The organism is Paenibacillus vini (assembly GCF_018403325.1).
Taxonomy (GTDB): domain Bacteria; phylum Bacillota; class Bacilli; order Paenibacillales; family Paenibacillaceae; genus Fontibacillus; species Fontibacillus vini.
The window spans coordinates 222,890-243,704 of the sequence record NZ_BOSL01000003.1 but is presented as its reverse complement, the minus strand read 5'-3'; the positions used below and the strand labels follow the sequence as shown (position 1 = coordinate 243,704).

Here is a 20,815-nt window from a genome sequence, read left to right as displayed (position 1 = left end):
TGTAGTACTATCTAAGACTTCAAAACCGCTTTTAAAATGACATCTCTGCCTGCTGTCACAGGTCCGGTGAGTGTCTCTAGTCCGCTAGCCACTTCGTCAGCGTTTGTAACAATGATCGGGGTGATGACCGGATATCCTGCTTCTTTGATTTTCGAGATGTCGAACTCGATCAGGACTTGCCCTGCTTTCACCTTATCTCCCGTAGACACATGGGAGTTAAAACCTTCCCCTTTTAAAGACACCGTGTTGATCCCGATGTGGAACAAAAATTGCATTCCTTCAGCATTCTCAACCATTACCGCGTGACTGGACTTAATGACATGGACCACGGTCCCGTCGAACGGCGCAATCAGTTTCCCCTCCTCAGGCTCAATAGCGATCCCCTGCCCCATATGCCCTCCGGCAAAAGCCTCATCGGGAACCTCCGACAAAGGAACGGCCCGCCCTGTAACCGGCGCGGCAACCTCTACAACTTTAGACTCAGCAGATTTCTTTCTCCATTTTGAAAACATCTTTTGGACCCTCCTATCCGAATTGAGTGAGTGACTGCAGTGTAAAACAACGGCTAAATCCCCACTATTTTATACCGATTGCATGTTGCATGATGTTTAATATTATGCCTGGCGAGTCGATGTATTATTTTCAAAAGGCAATAAAAAGAGCCAAGAAAAGAAGCCTATTGAACTAGGTCAGCTTTCCTTGGCTCATGCCCATTAGCAGTAACGGTAACACGCCATATGAAATCGGTTTTTTGTTATGTGCTAATCATAAATCAAGCATCTCCCACTCGTCAATAGAAATTTTGAAAGCGGTATCTATTCGAATGGATTAGGGGTCCTGGTGGGATACTAGCGCTCAAAAGACGAAACGGGGCCTCTCATGAAACCGATATTTGCAATTTATATAAAAGATCTGCGAGGAATCGTCACGAACTGGGCTGCGGCGGTGATTATAGGCGGATTGATCATCCTCCCTTCGCTCTATGCCTGGTTCAATATAAAAGCTTCCTGGGATCCTTACAGCCAAACTTCCGGGATTCGGGTTGCGGTCGTAAACCAGGATGCAGGGTCGACTTTGAGGGGACAATCCTTGAAGATCGGCGATGAAATCATCTCCTCACTTCGAGAAAATCATAATATAGGATGGATATTCACCAGCGAAGATAAAGCGATGAAAGGATTAAAAAGAGGGCAATACTACGCCGTAATCGTGATTCCCGATTCCTTTTCCGCGCGGATTGCTTCGGTATTAACGCCAACCCCGGAGAAAGCCGAGATTCTCTATTACGTGAACGAAAAAATAAACGCGGTCGCTCCGAAAATCACCGCCAAGGGCGCGAGCTCTGTCACCAGCGAAGTTAACCGGAATTTCATCAAAACGGCTAACGGGGCGATCTTCAGCATCTTCAATCAGATCGGACTAGAACTAAAGCAGGAGCTTCCGTTAATCCGTAAAATGAAAACCTTGGCATTGCGATTTCAGGAATTGTACCCGGAAATCAACCAGGCAGCAGGGACGGCTGTAGATGATTTGCATGCCACTCAAAACATCGTAGGCAAAGTTCAGAATGAGCTGCCGCATGCCGCTGAATTGGCGGATAAAGGAAAGCAATGGGCCGACAACACTTCAGCTTTTCTGAACCGGGGCGGCGAGGTTTTGGAGACATCTTCTCCTATCGTAAAAGATACCCTTATCCAGTTGACGCAAGCGGCGGACCTGGCATCCCGTACCACCGGACTTCTGTTGGCGAAATTGGAACAAGACAATGAAGATGAAAGTAAAGAATTGCTGACTCCGCAGCAGTCCGAGCATCTGACCCAGGGTCTTTCCGTTGCGGCGGGTATGGCCGAATCACTCGCTGACATGCTGGCACGTTTGGAGCCCTCGGCGCCCGGGAACAAACTGACCGGAGCCGTTGCCGAACTTCGCCAAGCCGGCGGCGAATTCAATCAAATGGCCGGTCTCTTCCCTGGCGTTCGCTCCTCGGCCGTTGAGACCGGAGCCGCTCCCGGCCCTAAAGAAGCCGCAATAGCAGCGCTGACCAAGCTGCATGGCTTGGCTGAATCGGCCGCCGACCGGCTTAACCGGCTTTCCGGCAACTTCGACAATATCATTCAGCCCGCTATTAAATCGGCGATGGATACACTGAAGCAGGAAGCAAGCCATGCCGGGAAATTACTTCAGGAAGCGACGGGTGATCTTCCCGTCATCGACAAGGTGCTTACCGATGCCGGAAAAGGGCTTACTGCAGCTATTAAGGGGGCCGAGGTGATTCGCAAGGAACTCCCGACAGCCGAAAAAAAGCTCCAGGAAGTAACCCGGAGGATCACCTCGCTCGAGAAGGAAGGAACCTTGGAGGATCTGATCGGATTACTAAGCCTGGATTTTGCCAAGGAAAGTGAGTTTTTCGCCGAGCCGGTCATTTTGAAGGAGAACCGGGTGTTCCCTATTCCGAATTACGGTTCGGCGATGTCTCCGTTTTTCACGACGTTGTCGGTTTGGGTCGGGGGATTGCTGCTTGTATCCATGCTTACCGTCGAGGTCCATGACCGGCTTGACGGTATCCGCAGTTACCACGAATATTTGGGGAGGTTTCTCACCTTCTTGACGTTGGCGCTTCTGCAAACCGTGTTCACAACCGTGGGTGACCTCCTGATTCTCGGCACGTACGCCGCCGATCCGATCCGATTCGTACTGTATGGGCTGCTGCTCGCCGCGGTATTTATGCTCATCATTTATACGCTCGTTTCCGTATTCGGGAACGTAGGAAAAGCGATGGCCATCGTCCTGCTGGTATTACAGTTAGCCGGCTCGGGAGGCACATTCCCAATCCAGGTGACTCCGCCGTTTTTTCAAGCGATCTATCCCTTCCTTCCCTTTACGTACGGCATTAGCCTGATGCGGGAAGCTGTCGGCGGGAGCGTGCAGGACATCGTCACCAGAGACATTTATGTATTGTTGCTCTATGCGGGATTATCACTCGCTTTGGGACTTGGGCTCAAAAAGTCCGTAAATAAGGCGGCCGCCAAATGGGTCGAGAAGGCCAAATCCGGCCACTTGATCCATTAGACGCCGCCCAGGCGTGATGTCTTATGAGTTACAATAATTGGTTACAAACGACTCGAAGGATCGTCGCGGTACGGGTCGACCAGACCGGCAGCGTAAATATCCGAGTTCAGCGAACGATTACTCCGGAAAGTGTCATAGACATGGCTGCTGCGGTTGTCCTCATCCACCAGGACAAGAATCTTGCCTTCATCCAGATAGGACTCGTACGCTTTCGCTTCATTTTCCGGGATACCGAGACCGATCAGTCCTCCGGCAAGGCCGCCCGCTCCAGCCCCGGCAGCCATCCCGGTCAACGCCGCCGCAATCGGACCTGCGGCAATGACCGGACCGATCCCGGGAATGGCGAGAGCTCCGATGCCTGCCAGCAGACCGGCTACGCCGCCCAACAAACCGCCTGTCGTCGCGCCCACGGCTACGCCTTCCGGCGCCTTGCTTCCTGTCTCATCCTGGATCGCTTCACGATCCCGGCGGTCCCGGGACAACACGGAAATCTCTTCCGCTGAAAATCCCTGCTGTTGGAGTGCTTCGATGGCAGCAGTAGCTTCCCTTTCGCTTTCAAAAACACCGACTATTTTTTTGCTCATAGGGATCAACCTCCTGGTAAACTGGTTTCCCTTCATTACCCGTAGGTTGCGGGCCTCAAACCCTTCCCCCTTCTATTTGCCATTCCCTGGACGGACCCGGCGGGTCGCGGTTGCCTCCAAGGGATCATCCGGCCAATAATGCTTGGGGTATCGGCCCTTCAGGTCTTTTTTCACATCAAAATAGGTGTTATTCCAAAAGCTGGTTAAGTCTGCCGTCACTTGCACCGGCCTGCTGGCAGGTGACAACAGATGCAGCGTAATCGGAATCCGTCCGTAACCGATCCGCGGCGTTTCCATCATCCCGAACACTTCCTGGAGACGCACGGATGCATAGGGCGCTTGCGGCCCGTCATATTGGACCGGGATCTTTGAACCGCTCGGCACGAGCAAATGGGTTGGAGCTTCTTCGTTCAGCTCCTGTACCAGCTGCCAGCCAAGGCGATTTTCAAGGATTTGGTGTAGGGACAAGGTCTGCAAATCCGACTTTTTGCGGAAGCCGGCCACGTAGGGAGCAAACCATTCGGCCGCTTCCTTCGATAGGGCCTCGTCAGAGACGTCCGGCCATCGTTCTTCATTCATCTGCCGCAAGAACAGAATTCTGGCCTGAAGCTGCCTCGATTTAGCATTCCAAGGCAAAATGGTTGGCCCCTGCTCCGCCACGATTCGCAGCAGGGCCTGAAGGACCAGCTCCGGCGAAGGCTTGGGATCCGGTTGATCCTTCAGCACGATAGCGCCGAGGGACAAGATAATTCGTGCCCGAACGGCTCCGATTTCCTCGTTCCATTCAGCCGTCTTCTCTTCCTTCAGCTCGTCCCCGTAATATTCGGTCAACCAGGACTCTTGCATCGGAGCAGCCAGAAGAATCCTGCCTTCCGGGCCCTCGTCATCCACCTCGGCGATCGCCAGAAAGTCTTCCGCGCTAAGCGGTTGCTGGCGGGCAAAAGCCGCGCCTCTGCCGGAACGCAGCAAGTACCTCCCGTCTCCCCGGCGCCGGGCGATTCGATCCGGATAAGCAAACGAAATGAGTAGGCCGCACATGTTCCACCAGTCTCCGGCGGCATCGGTAACGACCGAATCCGGCAGCTGAGCCTCCAGCCGGTTCTCCCACTGCCGGCTGACCGTAAGCAGCCGCTGGATGTCCGCGCTGCCGGCCGTATGCCCATCATTGTGGGTAGCATGGGCGGCATGATGTATAATGCCGCTATCTCCGCCGGCGGCCATTAGAATCGCGAGGCGGCTGCGCAGGTCGCCGTCGCTTCCCGCGGCCGGGCCTTTGATGAGGCCCGGCTCCTCCAACAGCGCGGCCATGCGGCAGGCTGCACGCCCAAGGCCGAGCGGCCGGGCGCGCAGCAGCATATGCGCGAGCCGCGGATGCAGGCCGAGCGCGGCCATGCGCCGGCCGTGGCCGGTGATGCGGCCGGCGGCATCGAGCGCGCCGAGCTGGCGCAGCAGCTGCACGGCCTGGCCGTAAGGCGCCGCCGGGGGCGCGTCGAGCCACGCCAGCTCGGCCGGGGACTCGGCGCCCCAGGCCGCCAGCTCCAGCGCCAGCGGCGTCAAGTCCGCCTCCAGCATTTCCGGAGGCGTGCTCGGCGCAAGCGCCCGGTCCTCCGCCTCCGTCCAGAGGCGGTAACACGTCCCGGGCGCCGTGCGGCCCGCCCGGCCGCGCCGCTGGTCGGCGGCATCGCGGGCGGCACGCACCGTGACGAGCCGGCTCATGCCGGTGCGCGGCGAGAACAGCGCGGTCCGGCGCAGCCCGCTGTCGATCACGACCGTGACGCCTGACACCGTCAGGCTGGTCTCCGCGATCGACGTGGCCAGCACGACCTTGCGCCCGCCATCCGGCGCCGCCCCGATCGCCCGCTGCTGCTGCTCTTGCGGCAGCGCGCCGTACAGCGGCGCCACCGTCACGCCCGCGGGCACCTGCCCCGCGAGCGCCGATTCGACCCGGCGAATTTCACGCGCGCCGGGCAAAAAGACCAGGACGCTGCCCTCATGCTCGGCCAGCGCCCGATGCAACGTCCGCGCGACCGCCGCTTCCAGCGTTTCCCCTTGCGGACGGCCGGCAAACACCGTCTCCACCGGGTACATCCGTCCCCGGCTTTGAACCACCGGCGCATTCCCGAGCAGCTCCGCCACCGGACTCGCGTCCAGCGTGGCGGACATCACCAGAATGCGCAAGTCTTCGCGCAGCAGCTGCCTGCTCTGAAGCGCCAGCGCCAGTCCCAGATCGGCATGCAGGCTGCGCTCATGAAATTCATCGAAGATCAGAAGGCCCGTGCCGATCAGCGCCGGGTCATTCTGCAGCATTCGCGTGAGAATACCTTCCGTAACCACCGTAATTCTGGTACGGGAGGACACCTTGCTCTCGGTGCGGATCCGGTACCCCACCGTCTCCCCTACTCGCTCGCCCAGTTGCCCGGCCATATAGAGCGCGGCCGATCTGGCGGCGAGCCTGCGAGGCTCCAACAGAATCATCTGCTGTCCTTCCATCCAGGGCTCGTTCAATAGCTCCAACGGCGTACGCGTCGTTTTTCCCGCACCCGGCTCCGCAATCAGCACGGCGGCCCCGGCTGAATTCAATTGTTCCCGAAGACTAGGTATCACTTCATCTATAGGCATCAATAATGTATTCATCTTTATCTCCTTACGGGGTTACACTATTTCAAAATCGAACAATCCGGCATAAACAAGCCTTCACGGATAACTCATTTTATCATACTCGAAAAGCCCGGTGTTTTCTTTGATGCACGGGAATCTCTCTTGTATAATTAGAAAGGGTTTGCCGGTCACGGGAGGGAAATTTAACGATCATGAATCCGGACGGAACCCTTTGGAGCTTCTTGCTGATCCTTCTACTGGTCATGATGACCGCTTTTTTCGTCATCGCGGAGTTTTCTCTCCGCGGATTGCGTTCCGGCCGGGCGGAGGCACTGCTTCGCGAGGGCCGCAGATCCGGGGCTGCACTGGTAAAACTGATGCGCAGGCCGCAACAGGCGCTCTCTGCCTGCCAGCTCGGCATCACGGTAACTTCGCTTCTTCTCGGATGGTTGGCGCAGCCGTTGGCCCAAGTTTGGCTGAACCCCCTCTTCAGGGTGGTCATGCTTCCGGAAACGCTCGAAGCGGTATTATCCTTTGCCATAGCCTTTCTGGTAATAACTTATTTGCATGTAGTTCTAGGCGCAACGGTGCCCCGAATGCTGGCCGCTCAAAAAGGCGAATCCTTCGCTCTCGCCGCGTCCCGGCCGCTGCTATGGTTCACCGGGCTGATATCTCCTCTGGTCTGGCTCCTCAATCGCTCTTCCGGCCGTATCGTCTCCATTCTGGGGCTACGTTCCACAACAGGGAGCGAGGATGCGCACTCGGAAGAGGAGCTTCAGGAGCTGCTCAGCGCAAGTCTGGAGCACGGAGAGATCAACAGCAATGAATATAATTATTTGAGCCGAATCTTTGCGTTCGACGAGCTGTCCGCCAAGGATATCATGGTTCCGCGGACAGATATGGTCTGTCTATATGCCAACAAAACGCGGGAAGAAAACCTGGAGATCATCAAAACGGAGCAATATACCCGGTTCCCCGTGATCCGCGAGAATAAGGACGACATCATCGGCGTGATCAATACCAAGCAGCTATTTTTGATTTATGAAGACCAGCCTGATGCTCCGTTAGCTTCGCTTGTTCGTCCGGTAATGACCGCTTCGGAAAACATCCCTTTAACCAAGCTGCTGTCCCGCATGCAAAAAGAACGCTCCCATATCGCCCTCCTTATCGATGAATACGGCGGCACTTCCGGGATGATCACGATCGAGGATGTGCTGGAGGAAATCGTCGGTGAAATCCGCGACGAATTCGATACCGAGGAGGAGCAGGAAATTACGATTCTCAAGGAGAATCATCTCATCGTAGACGGCAAAGTTTCGATTTCCCATATCAATGATCTCCTGCTCACGGATCTGGAGGACGAAGATACCGATACGATCGGAGGCTGGGTGTACGGCCATGACATCGATATTGAAGAAGGAACCCGGCTCAATTATGGCGAGTTCAGCTTTACGGTGCTGGAACGGGAGGATAGCCGCATCCGGAAGATCGAGATCGAGAAAATGGATACTCCCTCACAAATTGAAGAGACTGACGGTTTTTAAAGGAAGTGAAGCACAATGAAACGGGGACGATTTGCCCCAACACCCTCCGGCGACATGCATCTCGGAAATGCAAAAATCGCCCTGCTCTCCTGGCTGCAGATGAGGGCGGCTGGCGGAGTATTTATACTGCGGATTGAAGATATCGATATACAACGCTCCAAACCGGAAATAACGGAACGGATATTGGAAGACCTTCGATGGCTCGGGCTGGATTGGGATGAAGGCCCGGGTACCGATCCCGCCGGCGGCCCTTATTGGCAAAGTCAGCGCGGGTCTTATTATGAAGAAGCCCTTCGGAAACTTCAGGAAGCCGGAAGGCTGTATCCTTGTTATTGCAGCCGGGCCGAGCTGCTGGCCGTTGCCGGAGCGCCGCACGGACTATCGTCCGAAGGTGCGCCGTATCCCGGAACCTGCCGCAGCTTAAGCCTCGAAGAGCGCCAGGAACGGGAGGCCCGCAAGACGCCGTCGCTCCGGTTCGCTATCGGAAACGAACCGGTCCGCTTCCTGGACGGTATATTCGGACCGCAGAGCTTTCCGCCGGGCAGCGGCGGTGACTTTGTGGTACGGCGGGCGGACGGGATGTATTCCTATCAGCTCGCCGTAACGGTCGATGATGCTCTGATGGGCATCACCGATGTGCTGCGAGGCGGCGATCTGCTGGACTCGACGCCTCGCCAGCTTGAGCTTTACGCCGCACTGGGCTATACACCGCCGGCGTTTGCGCATGCTCCGCTGCTGCTGGGCGAAGACGGTCGCCGGCTGGCCAAGCGCCACGGCGATCTCGGACTCGCCAGCTTGCGGGCTGCCGGTACACGCCCTGAGGCCGTCATCGGCTGGCTGGCCTATATCAGCGGATTGATCGACCGGTTCGAGCCGATTGCCGCCACTGAACTGATCTCCGGCTTCAGTTTGGATCACGTTTCCCGGGAACCGTTTATTCTGAAGCCGGCTCATTTACAGCAGCTCTTAACCTGCCATTAAACAGTAAAACCTTCAAACCCCCATTTACTGGGGCTTGAAGGTTTTATTAATTTCTTCCTTTTACACGGTTACAGCAGAGATTCCGCACCGTCGATTACGATTCTTGCACCGGTTACATGAACAGACTCGTCGGAAGCCAGGAATGCGACCAGGTCGGCTACATTTTCCGGCTGGCCAGGTCCGTCGGCCAGCGGTTGCGCCCCCTCGGGATACTCTACCGGAATAATGATCTCTTCCAGCTCCTCGCTGATTTCGGAGGTTGAATCAATATTTGTGGCGATAGCTCCGGGACAGATCGCATTGACCCGGATTTTGTATTTGGCCAACTCCAGGGCCGTCATTTTCGTAAAAGCAACTTGCCCTGCCTTGGTCGTACTGTACGCCGACATCCCGAACCCGGCAAACCGGTCGTTCCCGTTGATCGAGCTGGTGATAATGATGCTGCCTCCCCCTTGTTTTTTCAAGTGGGGTACGGTATATTTCACGGTCAGAAACGTGCCGTTCAAGTTAATGCGCAGCGTTTTTTCCCAATCTTCGAAACTCATTTCGTCCACCGGTGCCAAAGCGCCGTTAATACCCGCATTTGCAAAAACGATGTCGATGCCGCCAAACGTCTTTACGACCTCTTCTACCGCTTCCTCCATCCGCACCGGATCGGACACGTCTACATCGAAAGCGCGCGAAACGCCGCGGTAAATATTGTTGATCTGGTGTTCCGTTGTGCGGGTGCGATCATTCATCAGATCAAAGAGCGCGACCTTGGCCCCTTCGTTTGCCAGCTTGATCGCCGTCGCTTTGCCAATTCCGGACCCCGCTCCGGTCACGATCGCTGTCTTTCCCTGAAAACGCTGACGATTGCTTTGATTTTCAGCCATGATGCCACACGCTCCTATTATTAAATGGGTTAAGGACTTAGTAAAGTTCCTGTCTCAAGATTACCCAAAAAGAGGTGCGGTTTAATCACCCGCCAAGCTTACAAATCCTTTTTCCTGAAAATTGCAAGCGATATTTGATACGATATAAACACCACCAGCGCCGTAGCGCTCGCAATAAGGACGCTCGCTGCCAATGAATGGGCGGATACCCATTCCAGCGGTCGGGAAATGTCCTCGCTGCCCAGCAATGACGATACCGCTCCGTTGCTGACCATAATGATGATCATCATCGCCATATTCAGAAACTGGGCTCCCTTCAATCCGAGCCAATAATAGAGCGGCAAGTAGATGGACGTAAACAGCGTCATGGAAATGAATGTTCCAATTACGAGCGAAGCGTTTATTTTTAATGTTCCGTAATCCACTAAATCCGTGACCATGTTCATCAATAAGCAAACAGCGATCCCCAAAATCAGAAAAATAAAGGAGGACGCATATTTCGAAAAAATGAGATAATTTCGTTTCACCGGAAGGCTGACCAGAAATTGCTGGTTCGGCAGTCTCATATCCGTCCCGATCGCTAAAATGAGCAGCAGGCCCGGGAGCAATCCATATAGGAGCGCAGAATCATTACTTTGGATAAATCCCGAAAAAATGAATGCATAGATTACAATCAGCCATAAATAACGCTGAACAAGAATGAGATCCTTGCGAACCAAGCAGATGATTTTAGGCATGCTGTTTACCCCCTTTAGACGTAAAATACATAATATCCTCCAGGGTAGGCCGTTGATAAAGCACTTTGTCCCCGAATAGCTTTACCGCTTTATCCCGGTTTCCGGACAGCCCTTCGAATCCAACCTCCGTCTCGCGGATCCCGATCATTTCTTTACGGATGTCACCGTCCAGCAATTCCTTCGCGCCCTTGACGATCGAGTATCTCTCCAAGATTTCATCCTTGTTATCCGAAAATACAAGCCGGCCGCGGTCAATAAACGTCACATAATCGGCTACCCGGTCTAAATCCGTCGTCAAGTGCGATGAGAAAAGAATCGTATTTTCCTCCTCCAAAATATAGTCCGCCAGAAGGTCGAGCAGTTCCCGCCGAAAGACAGGATCCAGACCGGCCGTCGGCTCGTCCATGATCAGGAGCGAGGGATGATGCGACAGAGCCAGTGCGATCGCATATTTGGTCTTCATGCCTTTGGAGCAATCCTTGATTTTTTTCCGGGACGGCAATTCAAACAAATCCATATATTTAAGGTAAAGATCTTCATCCCACCGGGCATAAAAAGGAGCGATAATCCGCTTCATCTGTTCCATGGACAAATACTCGTAAAAAATATTTTCGTCCGAAATATACCCGATTTCTTGTTTGTAATTTCCTTCCGTCGCCCCGGCATTTTGACCCAACACGGTGATGACTCCCCCGTCAGGTACGATCATCCCCATAATTGCCTTGATAATCGTGCTCTTACCGGCCCCGTTTGGCCCGATAAGTCCCGTAATATAACCGCGCGGCACCGGAAAAGAAATATCGTTCATCGCATAGCCGCCATAGCTTTTGGATAACCCCTTCACTTCAACTGCATTCATTTATCAGGACCTCCCTCATTCTCCAGCAATCTGATCCAATCGATTAATTCATCCACGCTGACGGGAATGCTGCGGCTTTCCTCCAGCAATTCTTTGATTTTGTCCTCCAGCATGCGTATCCGCTGTTCGCGGATAAACTCCTGGTTTCCTCCGGCCACGAAGGAACCCTTCCCGACCACGGAATCGATAAGTCCCTCTTGTTCAAGCTCGTTATATGCGCGTTTTGTCGTAATGACGCTGATTTGCAAATCCTTCGCCAATTGGCGGATGGACGGCAGCGGGGTTCCAGGGAGTAGTTCTCCCTGCAAGATGCTCCCTCGCATCTGTCTGACAATCTGCAAATAAATCGGCTCGCCCGAAGAAGGAGACAGTAAAATGTTCATGGTCACCTTCCTTATCACTGTTCACTTTGTCGTTAATGTATATATACAATATATACACTATACACGATTCAGTCAATATAATTACAATAAAAAAATAAATGCAAAAAAACAGCCCCTGACCCGGAGCTGTTCCTTGTATTATGCCATTACCCGGTTACACCGGAGACGTAATTAATAATTCTCTATTCCGTAAGACCTTGTCCGCTTGGCTGCTGAAACCAATGCTGGAGCATTTCTTGAAATTTCTCGCTCGGTGTCGGAGTGGCGATTAGCCAATCCTCATCCTCTCTGGAACTGGTACGGATCAGCCAGTTCATATGATGATTATTGATAAATTTAGCGCTCTGTCTCTCCCAGTTCTCTCCATGACGGGCATAGAACCTTAGGTCTCCGTGAGACACGCTGGTTTTCATGCACTTGGCGAGTGCAATGATTCCCTCTTGGTCATCCGATACTTTGGACAACTCCGCTAAAATATCATCCATCTCCAATTCATCCAAATGCTTCACGATTTCTTCAAATTGACGCCTGGACAGCAGTAGAGCCGGTAATTCTCCCGGGGTATGCATATTCCATTTCAGCTTGCCGGCCAGCACCCCGCATGCTTTGTTTACCTCGCCAATCTCATCCATCCGGTGGAGGGTCGGATCCTCAGGCATCCTCTCCAGCGTGACGACCCGCTCGTTTGTAATATGTAAAAATTCTTCGTTTATTTGCGTTCCGGTTTTGTATTTCATCCAGCAGGCTTTATCCGAGAACAACAACGCGGCCAGTCTGGAGAACATCTCCTGTGGAATTGCGATATCTCCCACAGCTCTATTTATGACGCCTTTTGCAATCAGAGATTCGCGGACATCATCCCGGTTCTCCGCTGCTTCATTCTGCAAATATCCCCGAAAGGGATTCTCCACACAGTCCAGGCAATCCGCGCCCAGCAAATCCGCCAAATAAAATAATTCTTTTGAATCTAGCGTTAAAGCTGATTCTTGCGACGTATTAGCTACTATCATTCTATTAACCTCCTTTGCTTCAATTCGTCGATTGCTCTCTCTTTATGAACATAAATTGATATACTGTTATTTTTCGGGATGTTGTAATCATACCACTGTTTAAAATGCTGTTGATCGGAAATTTATGGTAATCTATTACAAAGTACCCATTAATCTAGGAGCTGAATCACATTTTTTTACGCAGTATGAAACTTATTTTCGTATTTATCCGTAATAAAATGAAAAGGCAACCATAGAATTCTATCATTTTTGGCTGCCCGTCACAAAACCTTAATTGAATTATAATGTAATCTTAATCTATTTTTAAGATTTCTGCTTTACAATGTGTATTATGAGACCACTGTATAGAGGTGATTAGCTATGAAAATTTTAATAACTTTCCAAGACAACCAAGTTCCCGTATATTTTAACACCGATACCAAACAACCCGTACAACGTACATTGAAACTACTGACTAGTGCACTGGAAAATAAGATTCGCACCGGAAAACAAGCTTTGAAGAAATGCCTGAATTCATTGATCAGTATCGAAATTGAAGGCTCCGAGGCGATCCTTCACAGCAAGAGCGAGTTTGATTCCTTGGCTCTTTCGCTTTATTAAGCCAAAGCACGTAACACTTTGCATGTTACAGACATATTTATGATTTATGAAAATAAAGAGGCCCGGGCGACGGTTAATAAGCTGTCGTCTTGTGGGCCTCTTCTTCATGCATCGCCTTCTCGATCCGGATCAGCAACAAACGCAGCAGATTCACACGCATCGGTTCATAGGTGCAGGTTTGTATTTTCTTAATAATAAACCGGTCTATGGCCATATTCCTCATCCTCCATCAGGTAATCTCTCAGCAGGAACATTTTTCCTGCCTTGTTCTTACTCCTAATTTAACCCGATTCTCGAGGTTTAAACGGCTAAACGCCGCGTCTGACAAGGATTCTTAGTGTTCGACATGTTTCTTCCGGTTCGCTGACTTGCTACCTAAGCCGTCCTTTAATTCCTAATTATTCCATTTGTTGCTCGAAACGTCTACGCTGCTCCCCTTTCCCCCGGGGGGCCTCTTTTTTACCGGTTGTTCTCCGATCATTTCTCTGGCGTTGCCGCTCCTTCGAGGCTTGGAATTTCAATTCCCTCCGGGTTTTACGGTAATTATCAAGCCTTTTACGGTCCAGCTCGCCGCTGTTTACGGCCTCTTGCACCGAGCATCCGGCTTCCCGCTCATGCAGGCAATCTCCGAACCGGCATTGCGCAGCAAGTTCTTCAATATCGTTAAAGGCCTCGGACCAGCCGCCTCCGGCATCGTTCCATAGCTGCAGTTCCCGCATTCCCGGCGTATCGATCATCACCGCTCCTTGCGGGAGCACGAACATTTCTCTGTGAGTCGTCGTATGGCGGCCACGGCTGTCGCTTTCCCGGATGTCCTGGGTAAGCTGGACCTCCTCATTGGCGAGCCAGTTCAGGATCGTCGATTTGCCCGCGCCCGAAGAGCCGGTTAGAGCAATGGTCATGCCGGGCTGCAGCAGGGCCTCCAGCTCTTCTCTTCCCTGATCTTGGGCGGCACTGACCGCGATGACCGGAACTCCCGGAGCGATATTTTCCGTCTCCCTTACAAAATGTGCAGGATCCTCACAAAGATCCGCCTTGCTCAACAAAATGACAGGACTCGCTCCGCTATTCCAAGCCATAACCAGATATCGCTCCAAACGGCGAAGATTAAAATCCAAATTCAGTGCAGCCACGAGCAGCAATACGTCAACATTTGCGGCGATCATCTGCTCTACCGGCACCGAGCCTGCAGCCCTACGGGATATCCGGCTGGATCTCGGCAGAATACCATGGATCATGCCGTCCTTTTCCCCGTCGGAAAAATACCGCAGTGCTACCCAATCCCCTACAGCCGGATAGTCGCTTCTATCGGGAAGCTCATGTTGAAGCTTCCCGGAAAGTTCGGCCCATCCTTCCCCCCGCTTCGTAATTACGCGGTATTTATGCCCGTGACCGGCTACGATCCGTCCAGGTTCGGCATCTTCCAGCTTCAGCTCTGCAAAAGCCGTCTCCCATCTAAGGCCCCAACCGAGCATATTCATATCCAGGGTGTTATCTTGCATACTGTTTACTTTTAATTTTGAGTTCAAATCGAATTCCTCCAATTCGCTATATAGTTGCTTCTTTTCAAAGGGACAATAAAAACAAAAAAGACGCGGCCAAAAGCACCCGCGCCCTCATCTCCGCAAGAACAGCAAATAAAACTCCGGAGACGAAAAAACCGCAGGACCGTTACGGTCCTGCGGCAATATTCCATTGTCAAGACAGTTCTATCGTTGTTCCGATAAACAACGAAAAACGCCTGCTAACAGTTATCCCGTTCAGAGACCGTAATCATATGTTGGATTGTTGTGAATACCGTTTGGTTTACTCCGTACATAATTACCAGCCTCCTTGAAAAGATTTGTCTACATCATATTCGAATCAGGAAACATTTGTCAACCTGTACTTGAAATTCACTTCGCCGTTAAACAGGATGCCTGAAGCAATGGAGCGACTTCATCCAATTCCTTGATCGTGTGCCAAGGTGTGCCGCCCTCCAGATCAGGAGACCAAACGTGCTTTCGAAGCAGCCATATCCCACGGATTCCTATCTGAGCGGCTCCCCAGATGTCGTTGCGGGGATGATCGCCGACAATCACCGTATCCTCCGCACGGACGCCAAGTTTTTTCAATGCGAGTCGGTAGATTCTTTCATCCGGCTTTTTGATGCCGATATCACCGGATACGACTATTGCGTCGAAACGATCCCTCAGCTCCAGCAGATCAATTTTCCTATGCTGCAAATGACTAAATCCGTTCGTAATGATACCCAACTTAAGTCCCAGCGAACGGCAAGCCTTTAAAGTTTCAATCGCATGCTCCATTATACGGGCGTGAGACATGTAGTTTTTATCATAATAAGACTTCAGCTCCGTCAAATCCGGCTTGACTATCCATGGCAGTTCCTGTATCAGTTCCTTGAAAAAGCCCTCTTTCGGACGGTATCCATCCGCGTCGCTCTCAATCATATATTCAATAATCCGTTCCGTCTCCTCCGGACCGCTGACCTTCACCCGTTCGCTTATTAATTGCCTGGCGAATCCCCGGAAAGTCCGGTCTCGGTCCATGAGCGTATTGTCCAAATCGAACAAAATCGCTTTAATCTGTTCCATACCTACTCCCCCATTTCTGTATATCTCTCTCCCTCTATTGTAAAACTGCCTGTCAAATTGTCTCGGCAAAACAAAAAAGCGCATCTCCTTTTACGGAGCTTGCGCTTAAGTCAGGTTAAATCTTTATAGCCTACTATATTACCTGTTTGGGACGGTGCGTGAGCAGCATTTCCTGATCCGTGATATATAGCGGAAAAGGTGGTATCTCTTTGAGATAATGCTCCGTATGCAGCAGCCTGAAATCAACCTGATATGGCGCTTGCGGTTTCAAGACAGGCAGCTTGCCGGTTTCCTCCATATACGTATCCACCGCTACCTGTACGAGATCCAGATAATAAGGAATTTCCCGGTCTGCCTCTGCAAAAATCTCGTAAGTTTCACGCGACAAATAAAATTTCTGGTCACTCACCCCGCCCAAATAACGGGACAATCGTTGCAAATCCAGACTTCCGTCAGGTAACAGCAAGGATTTGCGGTTAATTCCTTCCGGCATATCGGTCTCATATTTTCGAACGGCTTGTTTTACTTCTTCCAACGACACCTGCACGGCAGGAGGGGAACCGGCGACTTTACTGCGCTTACGGTTATTTTTCATCCAGAATAACATGAATGGTACCTCCTAACTTGGATTTTTCATGGGTAGGAAGCGCTTTCAATACTATTGTATCCTTAAATTTTAAATTTGAACGCTATTTATGCAAATCTTCATAGAAAAGTCATACCCTGGACAAGCCATGCCCGATAAAGGGCACGTCTCTGGATATTCTTTGGCGTTTGCGGTAGGATGTTAATGTTCGGCAACCAAATTTACTTTAGGAGGACTCTCATGCAAGACGTCATAATCATCGGAGCGGGTCCTTGCGGACTATCCGCCGCCATCGAATGTCAGCGGCGCGGCTTACATACGCTCATTCTTGAAAAAAACTGCCTCGTCCATTCGATTTTTTCCTATCCTACACATATGCAGTTTTTCAGTACGGCAGAAATGCTGGAGATCGGCGACATCCCTTTTGTTTCTCCCAACGAGAAACCTTTCCGTCACGAAGCGCTCGCCTATTACCGCCGGGTTACCCAACACTACGGCGTGCATATTGCCGCTTACGAAGAAGCTACCCGGATCGAACGTCAGCCGGACGGCACTTTTATCGTTCATTCCATCACCCGCAGTGGTGAAAAGTGGGAATACCCTACTCGTTATGTAGTCATTTCTACCGGTTATTTTGACCATCCAAATATTTTAGGAATCCCTGGGGAAGATACCGATAAAGTAACCCATTACTTCCAGGAAGCCCACCCTTATGCAGGGATGAAAGTTGCGATCATCGGGGGCAGTAACTCCGCAGTCGATGCCGCGATGGAATTGATCCGTGTGGATGCCGAGGTTACGGTTGTTTACCGCGGCAAGGAGATGTCCGAATCCGTCAAGCCTTGGGTGAAGCCTGTGTTTGAAAGCATGGTAAACAAGGGGAAAATCAAGCTTTTGCTGGAATCGAGAGTGATCGAGATCCATAAACGGGAAGTTATCGTAGAATCCGTGGATATGCGGGAAAGAACCGTGCTTCCGAATGATTTCGTCCTCGCTTTGACGGGCTTTCGCCCGGATCGGAAATTGATGCTGGACGCCGGCGTGGAAATGTCCGGCGAGATGGAGAAACCGGTCTTTAATCCGGAGACGATGGAGACGAATATCCCCGGCATCTATGTCGCCGGCGTTATCGCTTCCGGCCGCAACGCAAACGAAGTATTCATCGAATCCGGACGCGATCACGGACGCCTGCTCGCAGAGCATATCAGCGATCTGTTATCCGATAAGGCATAGACTCCATAGGAATGGAGTAAGGAGAGAATTTCATACATGAATCAAATCGATGTTGTATCACTTTTACTTTTGCTCATGGCCGGGTTGGGAATTTTCAGCAGCAATATGCCGATCACCGTTGCTATGATTGTCCTGCTGCTGATCCGTGTTCTCCATATGCATTACGCCTTTCCCTGGTTGGAGAAATACGGTCTTACGGTAGGTATCATTATCCTGACTATCGGCGTAATGGCCCCCGTCGCCAGCGGGAAGCTGTCGCTTCAAACCCTATGGTCTTCCTTCTTTCATTGGAAGTCTCTGCTCGCCATCGCTGTAGGAATGCTGGTCGCTTGGCTTGGCGGGCGAGGCGCCACCCTGATGGGCAGCCAGCCTACCGTAGTAGCCGGACTCCTGATCGGCACGGTGCTTGGCGTCGCCTTTTTCCGCGGCGTGCCGGTCGGCCCATTGATCGCTGCAGGAATCCTTTCGCTGTTTATCGGCAAAATGTAAAGCATATTGGAAAAGGCTGTCTCTTGAACATTCATTCAAAAGACAGCCTTTTGTCTTACTTCAAATTCAGGATATTTTATTTTTTAAAAATGTCTTTACACCATCATACATAGTTAATAATCCAATAACTACAGCCAGAGTTCTAACGACCATTTCAGCACTCAAAAGATTTCCCATTACTTTATTAACGTCATAATAAGATCCTGTAATAAATACTGGCGAGAACATAATTAATATTCCTACAATGATGCTGGTTAAAAGAATTAGTATTTTGCCACTCCTGCTATCGGCAAGGGCAACTTGAGAACCTTGGCCAGCCCTGGCCTCAAATATACCTTAGCTATCATTGGCGCAAGCAACACGCAACTGCGCGGCTTGACATCAACAATGTCGAGGGTATTGGTAACCTTGCGATCTCATTATATTGATATCGTTTTAAATTTCTGCAATACTACATTAATTTAAGCCACGACAACGTAATATTAGCGGAACGGATGCAATTGTGCAGTATTTTTGGGCTTGTAGAGATAAAGTTACTCAGAATGAGGAGTAATGATGTATTTTTGCAGTAATGCTTCCCTTTCAAACCGGTTAATAAATAAATTACTGCACTTTTGCATGATTCCTCTAATATTCCTCAATAATTCCGATATGTATGCTCCAGCATGATTACAACGCTTATCCAAACATACCTTCAGCAATGGATTGCAGGTTTACCCATTTACATCAGGGCTTACCTACCGAAAATAAGCTGCGAAAGTTGAGTTACAATTTATTTAATTGTCCTACATCAACTTGAAATTATACAACCTTGTATAGAAAAAATAATCGCCCCAGTGTGCCGGTACTCCGGCAACTGAGGCGATCCATCTTTTTGATCCATTTACTGATGATTCAGGTTTTGAATATTATACAATTGCGCGTAGACGCCTTCCGGCTTGGCCATCAACTCTTCATGGGTGCCCCGTTCGGCGACCGCCCCATTCTTCATCACGATAATAAGATCCGCATGCGTAATCGTGGATAAGCGGTGAGCAACGATCAGCGTGGTCCGGCTCTTGGAAAGATCCTGCAGCGATTGCTGGATCAGATGCTCCGATTCCAAATCAAGCGCTGATGTTGCTTCGTCCAGAATGAGGATCGGCGGATCCTTCAGGAATACGCGGGCAATGGCAACCCGCTGCTTCTGGCCACCGGACAGCTTCACGCCCCGTTCGCCCACTTCGGTATCATAGCCCTGCGGCAGCGCCATGATAAATTCGTGCGCATTCGCCGCTTTTGCCGCGGCTACGACGTCTTCGTCATCCGCTTCGGGATTGCCCAGTTTGATGTTGTCTCGCACGTTCCCGCTAAATAGGAAGTTATCTTGGAGCACCATACCAACCCGGCTGCGCAAGCTTTCCATCGTCCAGTCCCGGACATCCTTTCCTCCGACCGTCAGCGTACCCTTCTGGATGTCATAGAAGCGAGGAATCAAGCCGACAAGAGAAGACTTTCCGCCTCCGCTCATCCCGACAAAAGCAACCGTCTGCCCCGGGTTGACCTGCAGCGAAATATTTTTAAGCACCCAGTTCCCTTGCTCCTGATATTTAAACCATACATTCCGAAAAGTAATACCATGAGTGCCGGCCGGCATCACCTCTGCACCTTTGGCATCCGTCATTTCATACGGCTCCTCCAGCAATTCCAGCACTCTTTCCCAGGAAGCGGATGCTTGGGTCAGGATTGTGGAAGAGTTGATCAAGCGTTTCAGCGGTGCATATAACCGATCGAGATAGCCAAAAAACGCAACGAATGTTCCCAGCGTTAAATGACCCTGGATCACCTGGTAACCCCCGTATCCGATGACAAGCAGCGGCGCAATATCCGTCAGTGTATTTATAATGGCGAATGTCCATGCATTCCATCGGCTGTGCGCCATTGCCCTGCTAAGATATTTACCGTTGATCCCCTCGAACTGCCGCGCATCGTGGCGTTCCAGCGCAAAACTGCGGATCACCGAGATCCCCTGGATCCGCTCATGCAAATAAGCCTGGATCCCGGCCAGCGCGGCGGAGCGATCCTTGGTAAGCTTCTTCAGCCGCTTGTACAACACTTTGACCGCGATGGCATAAAGCGGAAATATGGAAATCGCGACAAGGGTAAGCAGCGGGTTAAGATAGAACATGAAACCTAGCACGAACACCAAAGTGAACGAATCCAGCCATACATTCATCATGCCGACTTCTACGATATTCTTCGTTTGCTCGGCGTCATTGATAAAGCGGGAGATGACTTCACCCACTTTAGTATTCTGATAATAGCGGAGCGACAACCGCTGTAAATGGGCATACAGCTTGTTGCGCAGGTCGAACAGAATTTTGGCTGTAATGAACTGAGCGAAATATTGCCTTGCATATTCGACAGGTCCCCGCACTATAACGAATAAAAAGAATGTACCTCCAAGTACAACCAAAAGCCGGTTTATTTTTTCAGTTATATCCACGGCCTGATTGAGCAGTATGTCATCCACTACATACTTCTGAACGAGCGGTAATAGGGACGGAATCCCAAATTTCAAAATCCCGATGATCAAGGTTAATATAATCCACTTCGTATAAGGCTTAACAAATTTAAAATAAGCTTTCCATTGTTTCAACTCGGCTGCACTTCCCTCTGCTTTTCTCTACAAAA

The 20,815-nt window shown here is 51.2% G+C and carries 19 protein-coding genes; 6 read left to right on the top strand and 13 right to left on the bottom strand.

Annotated features, from left to right (window positions below; genetic code table 11):
• Positions 1-11 precede the first annotated feature (11 nt).
• Positions 12-512 (bottom strand): PTS sugar transporter subunit IIA, encoded by a 501-nt coding sequence (locus tag KJS57_RS06895; protein ID WP_211021466.1) that lies wholly within the window; start codon positions 510-512, stop codon positions 12-14.
• A 367-nt stretch (positions 513-879) separates the two neighbouring features.
• On the opposite strand from KJS57_RS06895, the gene KJS57_RS06890 reads away from it, so the two are divergent.
• Positions 880-3,069, top strand: a complete 2,190-nt coding sequence (locus tag KJS57_RS06890; RefSeq protein ID WP_213654185.1) for a YhgE/Pip domain-containing protein — start codon at positions 880-882, stop codon at positions 3,067-3,069.
• A gap of 41 nt (positions 3,070-3,110) precedes the next feature.
• Here the strand turns inward: KJS57_RS06890 and KJS57_RS06885 are convergent, their stop codons facing one another.
• Positions 3,111-3,653 carry a general stress protein gene (locus KJS57_RS06885; RefSeq protein WP_213654184.1) on the bottom strand — a complete coding sequence of 181 codons (543 nt, stop codon included), beginning with the start codon at positions 3,651-3,653 and terminating at the stop codon, positions 3,111-3,113.
• Positions 3,654-3,725: 72 nt separating this feature from the next.
• Positions 3,726-6,287: an ATP-dependent helicase HrpB gene (gene hrpB / locus KJS57_RS06880; protein WP_213654183.1), complete on the bottom strand. Its 2,562-nt coding sequence runs from the start codon at positions 6,285-6,287 to the stop codon at positions 3,726-3,728.
• A gap of 176 nt (positions 6,288-6,463) precedes the next feature.
• Between hrpB and KJS57_RS06875 the strand changes: the two genes are divergently transcribed.
• Together KJS57_RS06875 and gluQRS are read left to right on the top strand one after the other, a co-directional pair.
• Complete coding sequence (locus tag KJS57_RS06875) at positions 6,464-7,795, top strand: hemolysin family protein (protein ID WP_213654182.1); 1,332 nt, start codon at positions 6,464-6,466, stop codon at positions 7,793-7,795.
• Positions 7,796-7,810: 15 nt separating this feature from the next.
• Positions 7,811-8,776, top strand: coding sequence for a tRNA glutamyl-Q(34) synthetase GluQRS (gene gluQRS, locus KJS57_RS06870; protein ID WP_213654181.1), 966 nt, complete (start codon positions 7,811-7,813; stop codon positions 8,774-8,776).
• A 68-nt stretch (positions 8,777-8,844) separates the two neighbouring features.
• On the opposite strand, the gene KJS57_RS06865 is transcribed toward gluQRS, so the two are convergent.
• From KJS57_RS06865 to KJS57_RS06845, 5 genes are all read right to left on the bottom strand, one after another.
• Positions 8,845-9,651 (bottom strand): SDR family oxidoreductase, encoded by an 807-nt coding sequence (locus KJS57_RS06865; protein WP_211021460.1) that lies wholly within the window; start codon positions 9,649-9,651, stop codon positions 8,845-8,847.
• Between the two features lie 98 nt (positions 9,652-9,749).
• The gene (locus KJS57_RS06860; protein ID WP_213654180.1) at positions 9,750-10,388 is read right to left on the bottom strand and encodes an ABC-2 transporter permease; all 639 of its coding nucleotides are present in this window, start codon (positions 10,386-10,388) and stop codon (positions 9,750-9,752) included.
• Positions 10,381-11,247 (bottom strand): ABC transporter ATP-binding protein, encoded by an 867-nt coding sequence (locus KJS57_RS06855; RefSeq protein ID WP_211021458.1) that lies wholly within the window; start codon positions 11,245-11,247, stop codon positions 10,381-10,383. The genes KJS57_RS06860 and KJS57_RS06855 overlap by 8 nt, the downstream gene beginning before the upstream one ends.
• Positions 11,244-11,630, bottom strand: coding sequence for a GntR family transcriptional regulator (locus tag KJS57_RS06850; protein WP_211021457.1), 387 nt, complete (start codon positions 11,628-11,630; stop codon positions 11,244-11,246). Before KJS57_RS06850 ends, KJS57_RS06855 begins: the two co-directional genes overlap by 4 nt.
• A 182-nt stretch (positions 11,631-11,812) precedes the next feature.
• The gene (locus tag KJS57_RS06845) at positions 11,813-12,640 is read right to left on the bottom strand and encodes a hypothetical protein (protein ID WP_211021456.1); all 828 of its coding nucleotides are present in this window, start codon (positions 12,638-12,640) and stop codon (positions 11,813-11,815) included.
• Between the two features lie 360 nt (positions 12,641-13,000).
• Here KJS57_RS06845 and KJS57_RS06840 point away from each other — a divergent pair, with 360 nt between their 5' ends.
• On the top strand, positions 13,001-13,240 hold the full coding sequence (locus tag KJS57_RS06840) for a hypothetical protein (RefSeq protein ID WP_211021455.1): 240 nt from the start codon (positions 13,001-13,003) through the stop codon (positions 13,238-13,240).
• A 73-nt stretch (positions 13,241-13,313) separates the two neighbouring features.
• Here the strand turns inward: KJS57_RS06840 and KJS57_RS06835 are convergent, their stop codons facing one another.
• The 4 genes from KJS57_RS06835 to KJS57_RS06820 all read right to left on the bottom strand — a co-directional run bounded on the left by KJS57_RS06835 (position 13,314) and on the right by KJS57_RS06820 (position 16,441).
• Positions 13,314-13,454 (bottom strand): hypothetical protein, encoded by a 141-nt coding sequence (locus tag KJS57_RS06835; protein ID WP_211021454.1) that lies wholly within the window; start codon positions 13,452-13,454, stop codon positions 13,314-13,316.
• 184 nt (positions 13,455-13,638) lie between these two features.
• Positions 13,639-14,727, bottom strand: a complete 1,089-nt coding sequence (rsgA, locus tag KJS57_RS06830) for a ribosome small subunit-dependent GTPase A (protein WP_373316811.1) — start codon at positions 14,725-14,727, stop codon at positions 13,639-13,641.
• 408 nt (positions 14,728-15,135) lie between these two features.
• Positions 15,136-15,834 (bottom strand): HAD family hydrolase, encoded by a 699-nt coding sequence (locus KJS57_RS06825; RefSeq protein ID WP_213654179.1) that lies wholly within the window; start codon positions 15,832-15,834, stop codon positions 15,136-15,138.
• A 133-nt stretch (positions 15,835-15,967) separates the two neighbouring features.
• On the bottom strand, positions 15,968-16,441 hold the full coding sequence (locus KJS57_RS06820; RefSeq protein WP_211021452.1) for a DUF3939 domain-containing protein: 474 nt from the start codon (positions 16,439-16,441) through the stop codon (positions 15,968-15,970).
• A gap of 219 nt (positions 16,442-16,660) precedes the next feature.
• Here KJS57_RS06820 and KJS57_RS06815 point away from each other — a divergent pair, with 219 nt between their 5' ends.
• Both KJS57_RS06815 and KJS57_RS06810 read left to right on the top strand, forming a co-directional pair.
• The gene (locus KJS57_RS06815) at positions 16,661-17,653 is read left to right on the top strand and encodes a YpdA family putative bacillithiol disulfide reductase (RefSeq protein WP_213654178.1); all 993 of its coding nucleotides are present in this window, start codon (positions 16,661-16,663) and stop codon (positions 17,651-17,653) included.
• A 36-nt stretch (positions 17,654-17,689) separates the two neighbouring features.
• On the top strand, positions 17,690-18,142 hold the full coding sequence (locus tag KJS57_RS06810; protein WP_213654177.1) for a DUF441 domain-containing protein: 453 nt from the start codon (positions 17,690-17,692) through the stop codon (positions 18,140-18,142).
• An 883-nt stretch (positions 18,143-19,025) separates the two neighbouring features.
• Here the strand turns inward: KJS57_RS06810 and KJS57_RS06805 are convergent.
• Positions 19,026-20,780: an ABC transporter ATP-binding protein gene (locus KJS57_RS06805; RefSeq protein WP_213654176.1), complete on the bottom strand. Its 1,755-nt coding sequence runs from the start codon at positions 20,778-20,780 to the stop codon at positions 19,026-19,028.
• Between the last annotated feature and the right edge of the window lie 35 nt (positions 20,781-20,815).